20 protein-coding genes are annotated in these 20,051 nt (G+C 67.1%); 14 read left to right on the top strand and 6 right to left on the bottom strand.

What is annotated here, in order from left to right:
* The 13 genes from VHS75_RS19670 to VHS75_RS19610 all read left to right on the top strand — a co-directional run.
* A partial coding sequence (locus VHS75_RS19670; protein ID WP_329640313.1) for a hypothetical protein occupies positions 1-302 on the top strand: 302 nt, incomplete at its 5' end.
* Positions 303-325: 23 nt separating this feature from the next.
* Complete coding sequence (locus VHS75_RS19665; protein WP_329640312.1) at positions 326-1,183, top strand: MaoC/PaaZ C-terminal domain-containing protein; 858 nt, start codon at positions 326-328, stop codon at positions 1,181-1,183.
* Positions 1,180-2,358: an acyl-CoA dehydrogenase family protein gene (locus VHS75_RS19660; RefSeq protein WP_329640311.1), complete on the top strand. Its 1,179-nt coding sequence runs from the start codon at positions 1,180-1,182 to the stop codon at positions 2,356-2,358. Before VHS75_RS19665 ends, VHS75_RS19660 begins: the two co-directional genes overlap by 4 nt.
* Positions 2,355-3,386 (top strand): acyl-CoA dehydrogenase family protein, encoded by a 1,032-nt coding sequence (locus VHS75_RS19655; protein ID WP_329640310.1) that lies wholly within the window; start codon positions 2,355-2,357, stop codon positions 3,384-3,386. The genes VHS75_RS19660 and VHS75_RS19655 overlap by 4 nt, the downstream gene beginning before the upstream one ends.
* A 21-nt stretch (positions 3,387-3,407) precedes the next feature.
* A complete protein-coding gene (locus VHS75_RS19650; protein ID WP_329640309.1) occupies positions 3,408-4,193 on the top strand; it encodes an SDR family NAD(P)-dependent oxidoreductase in 786 nt (261 codons plus the stop codon).
* A gap of 37 nt (positions 4,194-4,230) precedes the next feature.
* Positions 4,231-5,628, top strand: coding sequence for an MFS transporter (locus tag VHS75_RS19645; protein WP_329640308.1), 1,398 nt, complete (start codon positions 4,231-4,233; stop codon positions 5,626-5,628).
* A 75-nt stretch (positions 5,629-5,703) separates the two neighbouring features.
* A complete protein-coding gene (locus VHS75_RS19640) occupies positions 5,704-7,296 on the top strand; it encodes a class I adenylate-forming enzyme family protein (protein ID WP_329640307.1) in 1,593 nt (530 codons plus the stop codon).
* Between the two features lie 163 nt (positions 7,297-7,459).
* Positions 7,460-8,599, top strand: a complete 1,140-nt coding sequence (locus VHS75_RS19635) for an acyl-CoA dehydrogenase family protein (RefSeq protein WP_329640306.1) — start codon at positions 7,460-7,462, stop codon at positions 8,597-8,599.
* Between the two features lies 1 nt (position 8,600).
* Positions 8,601-9,545: an acyl-CoA dehydrogenase family protein gene (locus VHS75_RS19630; RefSeq protein ID WP_329640305.1), complete on the top strand. Its 945-nt coding sequence runs from the start codon at positions 8,601-8,603 to the stop codon at positions 9,543-9,545.
* A 28-nt stretch (positions 9,546-9,573) separates the two neighbouring features.
* Positions 9,574-10,743 carry an FAS1-like dehydratase domain-containing protein gene (locus tag VHS75_RS19625; RefSeq protein ID WP_329640304.1) on the top strand — a complete coding sequence of 390 codons (1,170 nt, stop codon included), beginning with the start codon at positions 9,574-9,576 and terminating at the stop codon, positions 10,741-10,743.
* A gap of 19 nt (positions 10,744-10,762) precedes the next feature.
* The gene (locus VHS75_RS19620) at positions 10,763-11,662 is read left to right on the top strand and encodes an NAD-dependent epimerase/dehydratase family protein (protein ID WP_329640314.1); all 900 of its coding nucleotides are present in this window, start codon (positions 10,763-10,765) and stop codon (positions 11,660-11,662) included.
* Between the two features lie 68 nt (positions 11,663-11,730).
* Positions 11,731-12,549, top strand: coding sequence for an SDR family oxidoreductase (locus VHS75_RS19615; RefSeq protein WP_329640303.1), 819 nt, complete (start codon positions 11,731-11,733; stop codon positions 12,547-12,549).
* Positions 12,546-12,995, top strand: coding sequence for a nuclear transport factor 2 family protein (locus tag VHS75_RS19610; protein ID WP_329640302.1), 450 nt, complete (start codon positions 12,546-12,548; stop codon positions 12,993-12,995). Before VHS75_RS19615 ends, VHS75_RS19610 begins: the two co-directional genes overlap by 4 nt.
* Here VHS75_RS19610 and VHS75_RS19605 read toward each other — a convergent pair.
* From VHS75_RS19605 to VHS75_RS19580, 6 genes are all read right to left on the bottom strand, one after another.
* Positions 12,992-13,975 carry a nitronate monooxygenase family protein gene (locus VHS75_RS19605; RefSeq protein WP_329640301.1) on the bottom strand — a complete coding sequence of 328 codons (984 nt, stop codon included), beginning with the start codon at positions 13,973-13,975 and terminating at the stop codon, positions 12,992-12,994. The two genes, VHS75_RS19610 and VHS75_RS19605, sit on opposite strands and share 4 nt — an antisense overlap.
* Positions 13,976-13,987: 12 nt before the next feature.
* Positions 13,988-14,779 (bottom strand): enoyl-CoA hydratase/isomerase family protein, encoded by a 792-nt coding sequence (locus VHS75_RS19600; RefSeq protein WP_329640300.1) that lies wholly within the window; start codon positions 14,777-14,779, stop codon positions 13,988-13,990.
* 251 nt (positions 14,780-15,030) lie between these two features.
* Positions 15,031-15,987, bottom strand: a complete 957-nt coding sequence (locus tag VHS75_RS19595) for a threonine aldolase family protein (RefSeq protein ID WP_329640299.1) — start codon at positions 15,985-15,987, stop codon at positions 15,031-15,033.
* A 60-nt stretch (positions 15,988-16,047) separates the two neighbouring features.
* Positions 16,048-16,887, bottom strand: coding sequence for a phenylalanine 4-monooxygenase (gene phhA, locus VHS75_RS19590; protein ID WP_329640298.1), 840 nt, complete (start codon positions 16,885-16,887; stop codon positions 16,048-16,050).
* 20 nt (positions 16,888-16,907) lie between these two features.
* Positions 16,908-18,035, bottom strand: a complete 1,128-nt coding sequence (locus VHS75_RS19585) for an FAD-binding oxidoreductase (protein WP_329640297.1) — start codon at positions 18,033-18,035, stop codon at positions 16,908-16,910.
* A 198-nt stretch (positions 18,036-18,233) separates the two neighbouring features.
* Positions 18,234-19,178: a LysR family transcriptional regulator gene (locus VHS75_RS19580; RefSeq protein ID WP_329640296.1), complete on the bottom strand. Its 945-nt coding sequence runs from the start codon at positions 19,176-19,178 to the stop codon at positions 18,234-18,236.
* A gap of 211 nt (positions 19,179-19,389) precedes the next feature.
* On the opposite strand from VHS75_RS19580, the gene VHS75_RS19575 reads away from it, so the two are divergent.
* On the top strand, positions 19,390-20,051 hold a 662-nt coding region (locus VHS75_RS19575; protein ID WP_329640295.1), incomplete at its 3' end, for a TonB-dependent receptor plug domain-containing protein.

Here is a 20,051-nt window from a genome sequence, read left to right as displayed (position 1 = left end):
ATCTCAGAACGGGATACACGTTCGAGAATATCTTCCACTCGGAGGCCGCGATCGTCCTGGGCGCGGAATACAATCACTTCAGCTACACATGGGAGTGCCTTGCGCACAATCCAGCCTGTCTGCAGCCGAAGTACGGCGTGGCTGACGTGCACGCCACCTACATCGCGCCCAACGGCCGCCTGCAGTTTATCCTCGCCGGCAGCAACGTCGGAAATACGGAATACTCAAAGCTAAGTGGAAATAACGTCAGAAACTTCCTCCCTCGCGCCGAGTATTCCTTCACGGTCCGTTACAAGTACTGACTTGAAGGGCAGGCGGTTTCACCATGGTCATCGCCTACCCGGAGATTCTCGGACTCCGATCTGAGCCGGCCATCCGGGCGTGGACCGAAAAGGACGCCATCCTCTACGCGCTGGGTCTCGGGTTCGGAAGCGACGGGGCCGCGGCAGGCGAGTTGGCGCATGTTTACGAGCGAGAGCTTCTGGTGGTGCCGAGCTTTGCCGTCGTTTTGCAACGTGGACTTGGGGTGACAGCAGAGGCGCTGGGCCTGGACTATCGGGGCCTCGTGCACGGGGAACAGTCGGTGGTCCTGCACGGTCCTCTGCCGGTCGCTGGGGCGGTCCGTGGGAGCGGGCGTGTGGCGGCGGTCTACGACAAGGGGCCGAAAGGCGCCATCGTGGTCCTCGACACGGACCTGGAGGACCCGGAGACCGGTCGACCCGTCGCCAGTTGCCGCACAACGCTCTTCGCACGGCGCGACGGAGACTGCGGCGCGCCTCGGGAGGGCGCGCCTCCCGCGGCGCTGCCGCCCGATCGCCAACCCGACCAATCTCAAATCCTAAGAGTCCCCCAGAACCAGGCTCTGATCTATCGCCTCTCCGGGGATCTCAATCCCCTGCACGTGGATCCCCAAGTCGCTTCGGCCGCTGGATTCGATCGGCCCATCCTGCACGGCCTTTCGACCTTTGGAATGGCCTTGCGGGCGCTGCGCCTAGCCTTCGGCGACATCGATCTGGGCGCCGTCCGCGGCCTTGCGGCGCGGTTCTCGGCCCCGGTGTTCCCCGGCGAGGAGATCTCCTTCGATTTTTGGCGCGACGATCGCACCATCAGCTTCCAGGCCCGCGTCGCCGCGCGTGACGTGCTGGTCCTCAAGAGCGGCCGCGTGGAGCTCGCGGCGGCATGAGGTACGAGATCACCCCCGCGGAACGCGCGTTTCGCAGCGAGGTGCGGGACTGGCTGCACGCCAAAACCCCCAAAGAGCCTCGGCCTCTCCACGGACCGGAAATGCGGGCCTTCGACCTTGCGTGGCAGACGGCGCAGTTCGAGGACGGCTGGGCCGGCATCACCTGGCCCGCGGCCTGCGGCGGCCGAGAACTGTCGCTGACGGAGCAGCTGATCTGGCATGAGGAATATGCGCGAGCGGACGCCCCGACCGTCGGCTGCTGCTTCGTCGGGCTGAACCACGCCGGACCGACCCTCATCGCCCGCGGTTCGCCTGACCAGCAGCTTGAGCATCTGCCGCGGATTCTGCGGGGAGAGGCGGTCTGGTGCCAGGGCTTTTCCGAGCCGGGGTCGGGCTCAGATCTGGCGAGCCTGCAGACGCGGGCGGAAGTCGACGGCGACCACCTGGTGGTGACAGGATCCAAGATCTGGACGAGCTACGCGCAGTTTGCGGACTACCAGGAACTGCTCGTCCGAACGACGCGCGACGGCCGCAAACAAGACGGGATCACGTGGGTGATCTGCGACATGAAGAGCCCGGGGGTCACCGTTCGGCCGATCCTCACCATGGCGGATCCCGAAGACTACCACTTCTGCCAGGTCTTCTATGACGAGGTGCGCATCCCGCTCGCCAACGTGGTGGGCGACCTCGGCGCGGGCTGGGGCGTGGCGAACGCCACCTTGGGGTTCGAGCGTGGGTCGGCGTTCATGGCCGAACAGATCCAACACGCGAGGCTCGTGGAGCGACTGATCGACGAAGCGCGCAGCGGCGCTGGCGGGTCAGGGCGCGCGCTCTTGGACGAGGACGATTTCACGGCGCGCCTCGCGACGGCGCGAGCCGAGATGGCGGCCATGCGAGCCATGACCTACGTGACCGTCTCCAACGCGGGGCGCGCCGAAGGGGGATCGGAGGGGTCACTCACCCGGCTGTTCTACTCCGAGGCGCACCAACGGATCATGCGCCTGGCCTATGACCTGCAGGGGCCGCTGGGGCTGGAACTGCCGGCCGGGGACGGCTGGAGCCGCAGCTATCTGCGGTCCTTCGCCGCCACCATTGCGGCCGGTTCGTCAGACATTCAGCGCAACATCATCGGCGAACGAATCTTGGGCCTTCCGCGCGCGGGAAACCGCCGATGATCGATTTCAGTCTCGACGACGGCGAGCGGGAAATCCTGGCGGCGGTCACGGCCTTCCTTGACGGCGAGGCGCCCCTCGACCGGCTCAATCCAACTCCCGCGGCCGCTGGCGACGCGGAAGCGTCGATCGTCGGTAAGGTTGCTGCCCTCGGATACTTTGGGCTCGGCCTTCCGGAAGCGCTCGGGGGCCTTGGACTCTCGCTGGCGACTGAGGCCCTGGTATTTCGTGAGTTCGGCCGCCGGCTGCTGTCGCCCGCGGTCCTCGCCGCGACGATCGGGGCGCGCATCTTGGCATTCGGTGAGGCGCGGGCGGAAGCCGAAGCCCTGCTTTCGGGAGAAGCACGGGCAGGGCTCGCCGTTCCGCTGATCTACTCAGACGCGCCCCCGACCGCCGGCGAGGCTTTCTATCTGGTAGAGGCGCCCGAAGCCGCCGTCCTGGTGACTTGGGGCGCCTTCGGCGCCGCCGTGATCGCCTCGACCAATATCTCGGGAATACGTCAGGTCAGGGGCCTGGACGGCGCGCTGACCCTCGCGCGCGGTGAGCTGGCCAGAGCGCCCAGATGTATCGTCGCGTCCGCCGATCCCAGCGATGCGTCGGCCCGCGCCGATCTGCTCGCCGCAGCCTATCTTGCCGGCATCGCGGAAGGGACGCGCGACGCCGCGGTCGAATACGCCAAGACGCGCGAGCAGTTTGGCCAGCCCATCGGCGCCTTCCAGGCGGTCAAGCATCGCTGCGCCGATATGGCGGTCCGTGCGACCGCGGCGTGGGCCCAGACGCTATACGCCGCGATCGAAGCCGATGGTCTTGGGCGGATCTCTTCGTTTCAGGCCCATTGCGCAGCCTTGATAGCGACCGACGCGGCCGTGAGAAACGCCGCCGCGAACATCCAGAACCATGGCGCGATCGGCTTCACGGGCGAGCATCACCCGCACCTGTTCCTGAAGCGGGCCCACGTCCTGGACCGAATTCTGGGCGGCGCGGCGGCGCGGCGCCGGCGGCTGCTGGCCGCGCCAGCGCCGGCGGCATGAGCGAAAGAGACTGGGGCGGAAATGGCGGAGACGTTGCTGAGCGGACAGGTTGCGCTGGTGACCGGCGCGAGCCGGGGTATCGGCCTGGCCATTGCCAAGGCTCTGGCCGACGCAGGGGCCCAAGTCTGGCTGGCGGCGACACAGGCCGCGCGGCTTCACGACGTCCAGGCGGACATAGCCGCCGGCGGCGGCGCGGTGGAGGCCATGACGCTCGACGTGACGGATCGCGCCGCGTGTTTCGCCGCGGTCAAGGCCATCGAACGAAGCGCGGGACATCTCGACATCCTGGTCAACTCGGCCGGAGTCCACACGGCGGGAACGTTCCTGGCGCACACACCCGCCGATTTCGACCGGATGATCGCGGTCAATCTCCACGGGACCATCAACACCATGCAGGCGGCTCTGCCGTCGATGATCGGTCGGAGCCACGGGCGCGTCATCAACATCGCATCGACCGCCGGCAAATGGGGTTCGCTCAATCAGAGCGCCTACAACGTTTCGAAACATGCGGTGGTGGGGCTCACCCGGTGCGTCGCGCTGGAGACGGCCGCGGCCGGGGTCACGGTGAACGCGATCTGCCCTGGTCTGGTGCAGACGGACATGCTGGAGGGGTTTTGGGCCGGGCAGGCGCAAAGCCGCGATGTGCCGGTCGACGAGGCGCAGCGACTAATCCTTGCGCGGGTTCCGCAGGGCCGCTTGCTCGACCCCTCTGAGATCGCGGCCTTGGCGGTATTCCTGGCCTCGCCGGGCGGCCGCGGAATGACCGGACAATCGGTCCTTCACGACGGCGGAATGGTGTTGGTCTAGCCATGCAGCGCGCGCGCCCGCCCGCCGGGAGGCCGTCGTGACGCTGCGGCTGTCCACGCGCACTCTGGCTTTGATCGTTGGCCTGGCGCTGTTCATGCAGAGCCTGGACGCCACCATCCTGGTCACGGCGTTCCCGGCTATGGCGCGGTCGTTCCACACCCCGGTGCTGACGCTCCATATCGCGATCACAAGCTACCTGGTGGGCGCCGCCATGTGCATCCCGATCAGCGGTTGGCTGGCCGACCGTTTCGGGGCGCGAAGCATCTTCTGTTCGGCCATCGCAGGGTTTGTCGTCACCTCGGCCCTATGCGGCTTTTCGCGAACCGTGAACGAGCTGGTGGCGGCGCGCGCGCTGCAGGGGGCGGCGGGCGCACTGCTGCTGCCGATCGGGCGGCTGATCCTGCTGAATGGCGTGCCCAAGGCGCAGCTGTTCGAAGCCATGACCTATTTCGCCTTTCCGCCGCTGATCGGTCCGCTGCTGGGGCCTCCGCTGGGCGCCGCCTTCGCCACCTACGCCAGCTGGCGGTGGGTCTTTTACCTGAACCTGCCGATTGGTCTCGTGGGACTGGTCCTCGCGGCCATGGCTATCCCGCCTGGGCCCGGCTTGGAACCGCGCCGCCTGGACGTGCCCGGGCTGATTCTATCGGCCCTGAGTCTTGTCGGGCTTTCGATGGGGTTCGAACATCTCGCGAGCCCGATCATGAGCGATCGTATAGCCCTGCTCGTGGTTCTGGGCGGCGGACTTTCGGCGTTCGCCTACATCCTGCATGCGCGGCGCACGTCCGAACCGATCATCGATCTCTCGTTGATGCGTATCCCGACGTTCGCGGCGTGCACGATCGCCAGCTTCATGGTCCGGCTTTGCATCGGCGCCGCGCCGTTCCTGCTTGTCCTGTTGTTGCAGGTTGTCTTCGGTATGCAGGCGCTTCGCGCGGGCCTGATGATCCTCCTCCTCGCCATCGGCTCGATCCTGATGCGCACCCTGGCCAGCGGCGTCTACATGCGCCTCGGATTTCGACGGATTCTCATGGCCGCCGCGGTGGTCACCGGCGGATCGTTCGTGGCCCTGGGTTTCACCGGCGCGGAGACCTCTCTGGTCGTGATCGTCGCCCTGCTCCTGACCCACGGCTTCTCCCGGTCGGTCGAGTTGGCCGGGGTCTACACCCTGTCCTTCGCCGATGTGCCGGAGGGACGCATGAGCGCCGCCAGCACCCTGAGCGGCGTGGCGGGACTGTTGTCTCAAAGTGTCGGTATCGCGCTTGCGACCCTCGCGTTGAACTGGAGCCGGGTTTGGCGCAGCGGAGCCGTTCTGGATTTCGTCGACGTCCGCACCGCCTTCATCGTGCTGGGTACGATCGGAGCCGCCGCGGCGCTGATGTTTGTCGGACTGCCAGCCAATGCCGGCGCATCACTTTCAAGCTCGAAGCCCGCCTGACGGCGAGGAGGATCAGTTGTGACTCAAGACGAAGAACGCGCCCACTGGTTGGTTGAGCCGGACTTTCCCGCGACCATGCCGACGGTCATCCATCGCGCCGCCGCGCGAGGCGGCATGAAGCCGCTGATCGTCGGCGGCGAGCGTGAACTCACCTATGCGCAGGCGCTCGATGAGTCGGCAGCATTCGCCCGGATCCTGCTGCGCAGCGGCGTCGGCAAGGGAACGCGGGTCGCCATCCTGCTTCCGAATTCGCCGGAATGGATCGTCGCCTTTTTCGCGGTGACCCGGATCGGCGCCGTCGCTGTCCTGGTGCACACGATGTACCAGCGGCGCGAGCTGGAATATGTGCTGCGCCACGCGGACGTCCACACCCTCATCACCCGGCGGCAGTTCCTGTCGCATGACTACCTCGAGCGGGTGGAGGTGATCGCGCCTGGCGTGGCGAAGACCCCGGCGGGCCAGCCCCTGATGGTCCCTGAGTTGCCATACCTTCGGCAGGTCTATGTGTGGGGCGGGGACGCGCCCGACTGGACCCGCGACGCTGACGCGGCGATGCGCGCGGCCTTGCCAGATCCCGACGACGGGATGCTTGAGCGGGTCGAGGCCCAGGTCTTTCCCTCTGACCTGGGCTATATGATGTACACCTCCGGCAGCACCGCCGACCCCAAGGGCGTGATGCATACCCAGGGCTCGCTGGTGAGCCGGACCTATGTGGTGCGCGGCTCCTACTGCTTCGAGGAAAGCGACCGGATCCTCATTGTCGGGCCGTTCTGCTGGGCCGCGCGGTTCATGTCCCTGATGCTCGCCACATATGCGGGCGCTACGCTGATCTGTCCGCCAACGCCGCGCATCGACGACACCCTTGATGCCATGGTGCGGGAGCGGCCGACGCTGGTCGCCGGGCCCCACACCCTGATCCGTGAACTGCGCGTCCATCCTAGGGTTCAGAGCGGTGAGATCGACGAGGCCATCGTCGCGGCGCTCGAGCGCAAGGATGCGGACGGCGAACTGCTGCCGGAAAACCGGCTGACTCTGGGCGTTGGCATGACCGAAACCGTGGGGCCCCACAGCCTGGAGATCCGCGGCATGATCCCGCTCGACAAGCCGGGCACGTTCGGGCGAGCCGTCCCCGACATCGAGCGCCGGATCCGACATCTGGAGACCGGTGCTTGGCTCGGGCCCGACGAGGTCGGCGAGCTGTGCCTTCGCGGTCCGCACCTGATGGACAGCTACTACAAGAAGGAACGTTGGCAGGTGTTCGATCCGGACGGCTTCTTCCCGACGGGCGATCTCTGCAGCCTCGATGCCGACGGTTGTCTCAAATACTTCGGGCGCAACAATGAGATGATCAAGACTTCCGGGGCGAACGTCTCGCCGCGCGAGGTCGAGGCGCTGTTGGAGTCCTATCCCGAGATTCAGGAGGCCGGGGTGTTTGGTTTGCCGAGCGGCGAACACAACGAGATGGTCACGGCGGTGATCGTGCCGAGCATCGGAGTCGTCCCGGACATCGCGGCCCTTCAGGCGAGGATGCGAACGGAGGTGTCGACCTTCAAGGTGCCCAAAGCGATCTATGTCCGTCGCTTCGAGGACCTGCCGCGGACCGGCAGCGGCAAGTTGGACAAGCGCAAGGTGCGCGCCGAGCTCATCGACCAAGGCGCCGCCACTTGATCGGAACGGGCCGATCGCGCCGGCGAGACTTCGCATCACCGTTCGAGAAACCGAGGCGGCCAAATCGATAACCCCGGGACTTCACCGCTCGTCTAAGCAGTCTGTGAGGCGGCGCCACAAGCCGCGATCCACGCCATGTCGTGGGGAACGGGGAGGTCACGGTATGGAGTTCGCTTGGACGCCGGCGCAGGTCGAATATCGCCAGAAGATCCAGGGCTTCCTCGATCGCGAAATACCATCGGACTGGTTCGAGACCTACGCCCGGGGCATCGGCAGTCCCGAACAGATCAATTTCTCGCGGACCTTCTGCCCCAAGCTGGCGGCGAACGACCTGCTGTTGCCGCAGTGGCCGAAAGCCTACGGCGGCCAGGACCGAGAGCCCTGGGACCAGTTCATCCTGTCAGAGGAGATGTATGCCTGGGCCGAGCCTCGCGGTCCGCAATACATGGGCGTGAACTGGATCGGCTACGCGCTGATGAAGTTCGGAACCCTGGAGCAGAAGCACGAGCATCTCAACCGGATCGCAGGCGGCCAGGTGATCTGGTGCCAGGGTTTCTCGGAGCCGAACGCCGGCACCGACCTGGCGGCGCTCCAGACCTCGGCCGTGCGGACCGAGACGGGCTACCGCATCAACGGGTCGAAGGTGTGGACCTCATACGCGCACATGGCGGACTGGTGCTTCCTGCTCGCCCGGATGGGACCGGAGCGGAAGAACATCTCGGTCTTTCTTGTGCCGATGAATACGCCCGGAGTCAGCGTGAAACCGATCCCGGGCCTATGCGAAGACGGCCACATGAACGAGGTGTTTCTCAGCGATGTGGACCTTCCTGAAGCGGCGCTGCTGGGCGAGGAAGGCAAGGGTTGGGAGATCATCACCTTCGCGCTCGGCTACGAGCGGGTCGGCGCGCCGCGCTATCACTTCGGCCGGATCGCTCTCGACCGGGCGGTGGCCCAGCTGAAGACGGAGGGCCGGTTTTCCGATCCGGTGGTGCGGGCCGCGGCCGGCCGCATCGTCGCCAAGCTCGAGGCGGGACGTCTGCTGAACTATGCGGTCGTGGACCTGCGGGTGAAGGACCGGCCGCCGGGCGTGGTGGGCAATGTCCAGCGGGTGACGACAGCGGAAGGCATCCTCGACCTGATGGATTTCCTCGTCGAGTACTTGCCCGACGCCCTGGCGGGCGGAGACCGGTACCTGACCTTCTCCTACCGCAGCCAGGTCTCCGGGACGATCGCGGCGGGGACCTATGAACTGCAGCTCGACATGATCGCCCAACGCGGGCTCGGCCTGCCGCGGGGGCATTGAGATGGATCTGGACCTCACCGAAGATCAGGCCGCGCTGGTCGCGGCCGTTCAGCGGCTTGTCGACGACCACGGCGAGATCCCGAAAGAGAGCCGTCGCGGCTCCCACTTCTATTCGCAGGCCCTGGACAGGGCGCTAACCCAGAACGGCTTCACCCACGTGATGCTGGAGTCCGGCCTCACCGCCCTGGACGCGGCCTTGGTCGTCGAGCAGGTTTCGCGTTCGCCCGTGGTGATCGAGATCGGCGCCTCGGCGCTGGTGGCGCCGCACGTGGCCGACGCTCTCGTCCCCCGCCCGATCGTGCTGGCGCGGGGCGACCTGATGAAGCCGCAACGCTTCCTCCCGGTCGCCAAATCCATGCTCGTCGAGCATGCGGGAGACCTCAAGCTGCTGCCGGTCGCGCCCGGCGAGGTCGAGGAGATATCGAGCGTCTACGGCTATCCGATGGGCCGCTTCAAAGCCGCGCCGGACCTCTCCGCCTCGATCTCGCTCGGCGCATCGCGGATCCAGCCGTTTCGCCAATGGTGGCGCCTGTCGATCGCCGCCGAGGCCGCAGGAATGATGCAGGCGGCCGTCGAGTTCACGGTCGATTACGTGAAGCAGCGGCGCCTGTTCGGCACAACGGTCGGCAATTTTCAGGCCGTGCAGCACAGGTTGGCGCATGCCTACCGGATCGGTCAGGCGCTACACATGCTAGTGGTGAAGGCGGCCTGGAGCGGCGATGCTTTCGACGCCAACCAAGCCGCGTCCTTCGCCCAGCAGCACATTCCAAAGCTGACCTTCGATCTGCACCAGTTCAACGGCGCCATGGGCGTCTCCAACGAGCATCTGCTGCACTTCTGGACCTACCGGCTGAAGGCCCTCCAGTCCGAAATGGGCGGCGCCAATGCGGCGGCGCTCGATACCGCCGACCAACTCTGGGGGCCGGCCGAGCCGGCCCTCGTCTGAAGACCTTGCCCTCAGGAAAGCACACCCCATGACCAGTGAAGCGCTGACGGACGACTACTGGCTTGAGGGCCGGATCACCGACGAGGGCCTGGCGAAGATGCACGCCGAGCTGGGGCGCAAGCGTCAGGTCCCGGGGTGGAACTCGGAAGTGACGCGCGACAACATCTGGCACTTCGCGCTCGGCGTCGGCGACGACAATCCGCTGTGGTGGGACGAGGTCTATGCGAAGGCCTCGCCTTGGGGCCGTCTGATCGCGCCGCCCTACTACATCTTGAGCCACACCACCGGTCCGCTGGTGAAGCCCGAGCACGGGCAAATGTCGACGGCGGCGTATCTGCCCGGCGTGATGGGCATCTACGCGGGCTCGCGCTGGGAGTGGCGTCGGCCGGTGCACGTGGGGGAGAAGATCTCCGCGACGGCGGAGCTTGATTCTGTTCAGGTCAACGAGGGCAGCCGGTTCGGGGGCCGCTCGGTGACGCAGGTGGAGAAGCTGCAGCTGAGCACGGACGAGGGCGAGGTGGTGGCGGAGATCTTCCACACGCTGAAGCGCTTCGAGCGGCAGAAGATCGCGGCGAGCGGGGGCTATCTCGACCGGCCGCTGGCGACCTACACGGCGCAGGATCGCGAGCGGCTGGAAGCGCATTACGACCGCGAGGCCGCGACCCTGCGGCGGGGCGCCGAGCCACGCTATGTGGAAGACGTCGTCGTCGGCGAGACCTTGGGCCCGATGCTGAAGGGACCGCTTACCGTCAGTTCGGTCATGGGCTTCATCCTGGGCTACGGCAGCCAGATGCTGGGCGCCAACCGGATGGCCCACGACAACCTCAAGCTCCACCCGTCCACCAAGGTGATCCACCCGGTGAACGGCGTGGCCGACCAGTACGGCGCGGTGCACTGGGACGCCGACCTGGCGCGCGCCGGCGGCATGCCGGCGGCCTACGACATCGGTCCGCAACGCTTCTCCTGGTTCACCCACCTTCTGACCGATTGGGCGGGAGACGCGGGCTTCCTGGTTTCTCAGGACTTCCGTTTCAAGACGCCGAACTTCATGGGTGACGTCACCTGGATCACCGGCGAGGTGACCGAGGTCGATGCCGCGAGCGGCCTGGTCACCATCAAGATCACCGGCACAAACCAGCTTGAGGTCGTCAACTCCACCGCCGTCGCCAAGGTCCGCCTCCCGCGGCGGACCGCCTGAGGCTTCGGCCATGCGGGTGATGATGTTCGGCGGCTCGGGCTTCGTCGGCTCGCACGTCGCGAAGGAGCTGCAGGCCGCCGGCCATGAGATCAGCGCCCTGGCGCGCAATGCCGCAGGTGCGGAGAAGCTCGCTGCGGCCGGCATCGGGGTGGTCCCGGGAGATCTGGAGGACGCGCTCGACTGGTCTGAGCTGTTCGCCGAATTTGACGCGGTGATCTACGCGGCGCAGCTGCTGCTCGAGCCGGAGAACGCCACCGTCGACGCGATGCTCTCGGCGCTGGAGGACACGGGGAAGACCTTTATCTTCACCTCGGGCACAGGGGTGGTTGCGCAGCGCACGGACGGGTTCTGGAGCGAGGACAGCTTCGCCGAAGATGATCCTTTCATCCCGTACAAGCCCCTGGCGCGACGCACTGAAACCGAAGCCATGGTTCGGGCGGCGGCGGAGCGCGGCGTTCGGAGCCTGGTCATCCGTCCGCCCTCGATCTGGGGCAACGGCGGATCGCACATGCTCCAGTACTTCTTCGATTCCATCGAGAGAACGGGCGCGGTCTGCTACCTCGGGCCCGGCCTGAACCTCTACTCCAACGTCCACGTGGAGGACCTGTCGCGGCTCTACCGGCTCGCCCTTGAAGCGGGCGAGGCGGGCGCGCTCTACCATGCCGTCGCCGGGGAAGTGAACTATCACACTGTCGCCCACGCGATCGCCCGGCAAAGGGGCGTCGAGGCGCGTAGTGTCGCCTTCGAAGAGGCCGAGCGAATCTGGGGCCGGTTCGGTGCGATCATCGCTTTCAGTGTCTGCAGCCGATCGCGATCGCCGCGGGCGCGAGGGGAGCTGGGCTGGCGGCCCCAACATCTCGACATGCTGGCCGACATCGCGCACCCCGCCTACCTGACCGGCAGCCGGCCGTTTCGATAGGCGTGGCCATGTCAGACGACAGGACCGATCCACAGAACATGCTTCCCCGCGATTGCCTGGCGGGTCAGGTGGCGCTGGTGACCGGCGGCGGCACCGGGCTCGGCAAGGCGATCTCGGTGGAACTGGCGCGCGCCGGCGCCAGGGTGGTCATCGCCAGCCGCGGCGAGTCACATCGCCAGCAAGGAATCGCGGCCGTCCAGGCGGTCGGGGGAGAGGCCATCGGCGTTGAGCTGGATGTCCGTCAGCCCGCGATGGTCGAGGCGGCGTTCGTCGAGGCGGAAAGCCGGATGGCGCCGATTAGCCTGCTGGTGAACAACGCGGCGGCCAATTTCTACACCGCGGCCGAGGACCTCAGCGTCAACGGCTGGAACACCGTCATCGAGCGCGTCCTCACCGGGTCATTCCTTTGCTGCCAGGCGTTCGCGCGCCGGCGGATCCCCAGCGGTGAGGGCGGATCCATCGTCAATATCGCCGCCACCACAGGGATTTTGGGCGGCCCCGGCGTCGCCCACAGCGCGGCGGCCAAGGCAGGCCTCCTCAACCTCACCAAGTCGTTGGCCGTCGAGTGGGCGGTCGATCAGATCCGCGTCAACGCCATCGCCCCGGGCGTCTTCCCTCATGCCGACGACGACCCGGTCATTGCCGCGGGTCGCCCTGGTGGCGCGGCGCGGTCGGTGCCGATGGGCCGGGTCGGTCGGCCGCAGGAGATCGGCTGGCTGGCGGCCTTCCTGTGTTCCCCCTACGCCAGCTACATGACCGGTCAGACCTTGGTCCTGGACGGAGGGCGATCGCTTCACGCCTTCGTCGCGGGCGCAGATTTCGTCGCGCCGCGCGATCAGATTGCGGCTCGCGCGGCCGCGCCGGCAAACCCTGGAGAGCCGGAATGACCGTCGAGGAACTCCTGGCGCGGGAGGAAATCCGCCAGCTGCTCGCCACCTACAGTATCGCGGGCGACCGGGCCGATTATGAGACCATGGCGTCGGTGTTCGCGGAGGATGGCGTTCTCGACGGCGCCTCGCACCGCGTGGGCCGTGAGGCGATCGTCCGTAGCCTCGCCGACCGGCCGACAACGACCGCGGGGCCGGATCGACCGATCGGGTTTTCGCGTCATTGCCTGACGACGTCCCTGGTGACCTTCCAAGACGAGACGTCTGCCTCCGGACGCACCTACTTCGTGGTGTTCACCGAAAGCGGCCCGGACCATGTCGGGGTCTACGTCGACCGCTTCAGGAAGATTGGCGGGCGCTGGATGATCCAGCACAGGGACGCGCGGATCGATTGGGCGGGTGAGACCGGTCACGTCCGCCCCACACGACCTCCAGCGCGCGCCTAGGCTTCTGCGCGCGTCACGCCGTGCACGCCCTGCAGGTTGGAGATAATCGCCTCGGCGTCGGCGACGATGCGCTCGACCAGCACCTTCACCGATGGAATGTCATGGATCAGGCCCTGGGCGAGGCCGGCGGACCAGATGCCCGCGTCGAGGTCGCCGCTCTCATAGACGACGCGCCCGCGGGTCCCGGCCACCAGGTGTTTGACGTCCTCAAAGACCCCGCCGGCAGCTTCGATTTCAAGAACCTGGCGGCTGATGGCGTTGCGCGCCACGCGCGCCGTGTTTCGCATCGTACGATAGACGAGGTCGGTCTGCCGCTCATCATTGGCCACCAGCTGGCGTTTCACGTTCTCATGGATCGGTGCTTCCTCGGTGGCCAGGAACCGCGTGCCCATGTTGATGCCGTGCGCGCCCAGCGCCAGGGCGGCCACGAGACCCCGACCGTCGGCGAAACCGCCCGAGGCGATGATGGGTATGGTCACCTTGTCGGCGGCGGCCGGGATGAGCACCAACCCCGTGACATCGTCTTCTCCAGGCCGTCCGGCGCACTCGAAGCCATCGATTGACACGGCGTCCACACCGGCCCGCTCCGCAGCCACGGCGTGGCGCACCGCCACGCACTTGTGGATGATGCGGATGCCGTTCGCCTTGAAGTCGACGATGTGTTCATCGGGCCGGTAGCCAGCGGTTTCGACGATCTTCACCCCACCTTCGATGATCGCCCGGCGATATTCCGCCAGTGGTGGGGGATTGATCGCCGGCAGGTTGGTCAGGTTCACGCCGAACGGCCGGTCAGTCATCTCACGGCAGCGCAGAATCTCGCGGTAGAGGGCTTCGGGCGTGGGCTGGGTCAGGGCCGTGATGAAGCCCAGGGCGCCGGCGTTGGCGACGGCCGCCACCAGTTCGGCGCGGCCGACCCACTGCATGCCGCCCTGGACGATCGGATGTTCCACACCGAACAGATCGGTGAATGCCGTGCGCATTGCGTCGTCGTCCTATCGCCCGGCGAAGGCGGGCGGGCGCTTGTTCATCACCGCGTCCAGGCCTTCCTTGAAGTCCTCGCTGCCGATCAGCATCGCCTGGGCAAGCACATTGGCCGCCCATTCCTGCTCCATCGTCGACTCGAGGCCGCGATGAAGGCCCAGCTTCGCGGCGGCCCAGGCGTGCGGGGCCGCCTGGGTCAGTTCCTCGGCAAAGGCCTGTCGTCGCGCCGGCAGATCCGCGGCGGCCACGACCTCCACGACCAGCCCCAGTCGCAGCGCCTCCTCCGCCCCCATCGGCCGGCCGCGCAACACCATGTCCGTAGCCGGGCCAAGCCCCACCAGCCGCGGCAGCAGCATCATGCCGCCCAGGGGCGGCAGCAGGCCGAGCTTGATCCAGCTCTCCTGAAAGAACGCCGTCTCCGACGCGATCCGGAAGTCGCACATCAGGGCCAGTTCGCAGCCGACGGTGACGGCCGCGCCGCTGATCGCCGCAAGGGTCGGCTTTGGGCAATGGTAGAGGGCCCGCGCGGCGCCCTGGAAGCTGCGGTAGACCTGGTCCTTCACGGTCAATGCCGGCGTCGTAGCGAGCTGCTGCAGGAAACCGAACTCCGCCCCGGTCACGAAGTGCTTGCCGGCCGCCGTCAACACCAGCGCGCCGACCTCGACGTCTTCGGTGAGGGTTTCGACCGCGTGGCGGATTTCATCCATGGTTTCCGCGCGGACCGAATTGTTCGACTGCGGCCGGTCGATGGTGATGACGCCGACCCTGTTTTCGCGAGCGACGACGATATCGGAATAGGTCATGCAGTCAGGTCTCTGAGCGAGCGTTTGCGCCGATGCCAAGGGCACGTCCTGGGCCGGCGTGGAGGCGTCACCTATCGAGCGCGCGGGGCCGGCTTCAATATCAATTGTAGGGCCTTCGATATCGGTTTGATCGACTTGAGCGGCGCTTTGGTCGCGCTACCGAGGGAAGCGATCCGGCGTCCTCCGCGCCGCGCCGCTGGCGCTGTTGGCGCGGCTCTAACTCAGGACTTGTCGAACCGGGAAGTCACAGTTCATCGAACGGCCGCGGACAGGTCTTCGCAGAGTTGGTCCACGGTCGCCGGGGTCGTCGCCCAGGAGCACATGAACCGAACGGAGCCGTCGTGGACACGCTTGGCGAACCAGCCCGCGTCGTTCAAGCGCCGAAGGGAAGGCCCGTCTATCTGCAGAAATACGCCGTTCGCGTCGACGGGATGCCGAAGTGGGAAAGGCTGCGCCGCGGCCAGCCGTCGGGCCATCGCGTTGGCGTGTGCGGCGTGGCGCAGGAACGCGCCAGTCTCAAGCATGCCGATGAAAGGCGCCGCGAGGAAGCGGGCCTTCGCGGGCAGCTGGCCGCATTGCTTCAGGCGCGTGTCGAAACGGTTCGCCAGCTTGCGGTCGAAAATGACGACGGCCTCGGTCGGCGGCATGCCGGCCTTGGTTCCGCCGATCACCAGGATGTCGATCCCGAGCTTGGCGATGTGCGTCAGGTCCAGGCCGGCGGCCGCGGCGTTGGCGATCCTGGCGCCATCCAGGTGCGTCGCCAGGCCGCTGGCTCTTGCCGAGGCGGTCAGTCGGACGATCGCCCCGGCGGAATAGAGCGCGCCGTACTCGGTCGTGTTGGTAAGGGACAGCGCCGCCGGTGATTGACGAGAGGCCGTCTCCGGCAGGGCCAAGGCCGCCTCTAGCGCGGCGGGATCGACGCGGCCCGCCTCGCCGGGTAGGCCGACCAGCGCCAGGCCGCCGCCGAAGAAGGTGGGCGCCCCGGCCTCCTCGACGAGGATATGAGCATGGTGGTGCGCCAGCACGGCCTCGAACGGCCGGCAAAGCGTGGCCAGCGCGAGGGCATTGGCCGCTGTGCCTGACGCGACGAACCGCACCTCGGCGTCGGCGTCGAGGAGCTCGCGCACCAGATCACCTGCGCGCGCCGTCACCGGATCGGCGCCATAGGCCGGAGCGTACCCGACATTGGCGGCCGCCAGCGCGGCCATGGCCTCCGGCGCCCGCCGGCGCGGTGTTGTCAGATGCGAAGTCGTGCCGGAGCATCGGCCTCACGACCCCGCCGCTGCGGTGCGAATTTGGCTGCCACGGTGGAACACGCGGTCGTCCGGCAGCACGACGCCCGGATCGAGGTCTGAGGCGCCGTCAAGCTCCGCATAGAGCGGTGCAAAGTCGGTTTCGAGGGTCTGGCGCAGCAGGTCCTCGAAGCTGTCGATCACGAAGTAGGTCTGCTGGAAGTCGTCGATACGGTACTGCGTCCGCATCACCCGCCTCAGATCCAGGGCGATGCGACTGGGCGAAGGATCGTCGAGCGCGAACCTCGACTCGCCGAAACTAGAGACGATCCCGGCGCCATAGACCCTGAGCTGGCCCTCCTCGCGGATCAGGCCGAACTCCACCGTGTACCAATAGAGCCGGGCGAGCCTGTTCATCGCGCCGTAGCGCAGCGAGCGCAGGCCGCCTTCGCCGTAGGCCTGCATGTAGTCGGCGAACACGGGGTTCGCGAGCAACGGAACATGGCCGAAGACATCGTGGAAGATGTCGGGTTCCTGCAGGTAGTCCATCTGTTCGGGCGCGCGGACGAAGCGCGCCGCGACGAAGGTCCGGTTGGCGAGATGCCGGAAGAAGTCTTCGTCCGGCACCAGTCCGGGCACGGCGACGACCTGCCAGCCCGTGAGGCGCCCGAGCCGTTTGGACAGCTCCGCGAAATCGGGAATCCCGGGCTTCGACAGGCGCAAGACGTCGAGGCCGTTCAGAAAGGTGGGGCTGGCGCGGCCAGGCAGCATTTTCGCCTGCCGTTCGAACAACCTGTCCCACATGGCGTGCTCGGCAGGCGTGTATGATGACCAGTCCTGGGGGATCGTCCAGTCAGCGGGATCTTGCCCTTGCATCGACAATTCCTCCGAGATCTTCAGACCGGCTGCAGGACGAAGCGCTGAGGCGACAAGGTCTCGGGCGGCAGGTCCAGCGCTTCGAGGTCCGGATCGAGGGGAGACTGTGTCAGCAGGTTCGCAGCCAGGCGACTGAGGGCCGGCGCGGTCTGGATGCCGTAACCGCCGAGCGCGGCGAGCCAGAAGAAGTCCGGCTGCAGGGGGTCGAAGCCGACCACGGGCGAGCGGTCGGCGACGAATGACCTGAGGCCCGCCCATCGGTGCGAAACGCGCCGGACCTCCAGCGTCGTGGCCTGCTCGATGCGGTCGACGGCGATCGCGACGGTCATCTCGTCGGCCTGGGCATCGCCTGGCGAGGATGGCTCCTCGTCACACGGCGAGAGCAGCAGCTTCCCCGCGTCCGGCTTCAAATAATACTGCTCGCCCGCGTCCTTCAGCATCGGCCACCGGTCGACGTCCACGCCGGACGGCGGGTCGAGCAGGATTGCGGTCCGTTTCAGCGGCTGCAGACCGATGCCCACGGCGCCCGCCAGAGCGGCGACCTCGCCAGCCCAGGCCCCCGCAGCGTTCACGACGATCGGCGCGCGAACGCGTCGTCTCCGCGTCTCGATCGTCCAGGCGCCGCCGACGCGTTGCAGGCCGAAGACCGGATTGTCGAGGATGAGCTCGCCGCCGTTGGCCTTGAACTGGCGCAGATAGCCACGGTGCAGGGCGTCCACGTCGATGTCGGAGGGCCGAAGCGACAGGACCGCACCCACAAGCCCCTCCGGGCGGATGATCGGCACCAGGGCGCGGGCCTCATCGATCGTCTTGGTCTCCCGTTCGTCCGGCGGGGTGATCGCCAAGTAGGCGTCGAGATCGGCCTGGTAGCGCGCGGTGTGCAGGACGCGGCGCAGCTTGAGCAGAGGCGCCTCGGTGAAACCCGGCGGCGGCGCATCGAAGAAGGGGCGGCTCGCGCGCGTCAGGTCGCGGATCAATCCGTTGCCGTAGCTTTCGCTGAAGATCGCCGCTGAGCGTCCGGTCGAGTGATAGCCGGGCTGGTCCTCCATCTCGAGCAGGCCCACCCGCGACGTCGCCGCCAGGTGCGCCGCGATCGAGGCGCCCGCCATGCCCGCGCCGATCACCACCACATCGAAATCGTCGCTCACCCATATCCTCCTGTCGGGGCGCGGCTTTGGGCAAGCCCAAGCACGACCTCGTGCGACCAGCTTTGCGGACGAAGCGCGGCCCGTGCGCGCCTTGGCGCGCCGGAATATTCCGTCACGGCCGCAACGCTGCCGTCCGGTGGCCAAGGACGAAAGGCCGCTTTATCGCGGCGCCCTATAGGCGACGCCTATGGGGTGAGGTCAGTGCGCCTGAGCCGATCGGCCTTCGCCGATCCGAAGCCCGGCGCTGGCGTCGGCGGGCGAATAGCCGGTCATTTCCCCGATCAGGGAGATGAACGAGCGCGTGATCCGCGACAGCGGCCGATCGGCCAGGCAGACGGAGTAGACCCCGAAGGACAGCGCCGGCGCGAGGGGCCGGTAGTCCATGTCGTCCGCCGCGCAGACCCGGGCGGTGAAGTCGTCGACGACCGCGACGCCGACCCCTTCGCGCACCAGCGCCGCGGCGACGTACATGGTGCTGATCGTCACGGTCTCCCGGATGTCGAGGTTCAGCCGGGCGACCTCGCGGCTGAACAGGGTCCCCAGCGGGCCGCTGTGCGCCAGGCTGACAAAGTCGCGGTCCTCCAGCATCTCCAGTCCGACCCGGGAGGGCAGATCGGGCATGCCCGCCTTCCGATAGAGCAGCACCAGTTCGCGCCGGCCGATCTCGGCGTACTCCAGCTTCTCGTGGCCCGCGTTCTCATAGGCGATGGCGATGTCGCAGTGCCGCTCCTGCAACAGCCGCGGGATGTCGGCGTGATGGAGGGTCTGGATGTCGAAGCTCACCTTCGGGTGTTTGCGCCGGAAGGCGGCGACGGCGAGGGGGGCGACGTCGATGCCGAACCCGGGCAGGACCCCGATGCGGATGTGACCGTCGGAGGCGTGCGCGAGGTTCTTGGCCGTCTGTCTGAGCGAGCCGACGCGGTCATAGATGTCGGACACCTCGAAGAACAGGGCGTGGGCCTCGTCCGTCGGGACCAGGCGGCCCTTGGCGCGTTTGAAGAGCGGGAAGCCGAGCCGGGACTCGGCGTGCCGCAGGACATTGCTGACCGAGGGCTGGGAGACGCTCAGGGCGCGGGCGGCGGCGCTGACTGAGCCGTTGATATAGACGGCATGGAAGACCTCGATGTGCCGCAGGTTCATCATATTCGGAGCCCTCCTCGACGACCGGACGCGTCCAACGCGTGGCAGTGCCAGCTTGCAACCACAGGCTATGGATCAAGGGCCGTCTGCCCCTACCCGCCCCTCAAACCATAACGAAACGCTATAGCTCACGGAAGAGATGGCGCCTTGTCGGCTCCGTCATAAAACCTTGATCGTTCCTCCAAGGACGCAACGGCGTCATCGGGGGAATACGATGCGAGCCCATCCGTTTTCTGATCGTCGCGCGCTTGGCATTGGTGCGAGCGCGCTTGCTCTAACGATTGCCCTGGCCTCAGCCACCACGGCCGCGGCGCAGGCTGCCGGCGGGTCGACATCGACTGACGCGGCGGGGGCCACCAGCGGCTCTGTTGCGGAGGTCGTGGTCACGGCATCGCGGGTGGATCGAGCCGGCTTCGAAGCGCCGACGCCGACGACTGTGGTCGGCCCCACCGAGCTGCATCTCGCCGCCCGCGCCAACATCGCCGCCGTCCTCGACGACCTCCCGCAGGTGAAAGACACCTTCAACCCGACCAATACAGCTCGCAGCGCCGTCCTTTCCGGCCAGCAGTCTGTTGACCTTCGCGGCATCGGTTCGACGCGGACCCTGGTCCTGCTGGATGGTCATCGCTTCATCGGCGACAACGACCTGAACACGATCCCCTTCGACCTGGTGAAGCGCGTCGAAGTGGTGACAGGCGGCGCGAGCGCTGATTGGGGCTCGGGCGCCATCGCCGGCGTCGTCAATGTCATTCTGGACGACAACTTGGACGGTGGCCGCTTCAGCGCCGCCACAGGCATTTCATCGCGCAGCGACGACCGGGAATACCGCGCCAGCGCGGCCTATGGCGCCGAGTTCGCCAACGGCCGCGGTCACTT

The sequence above is a fragment of the Phenylobacterium sp. genome, from assembly GCF_036264965.1.
GTDB lineage: Bacteria > Pseudomonadota > Alphaproteobacteria > Caulobacterales > Caulobacteraceae > Phenylobacterium.
This window is presented reverse-complemented; position numbering and strand designations above follow the sequence as displayed.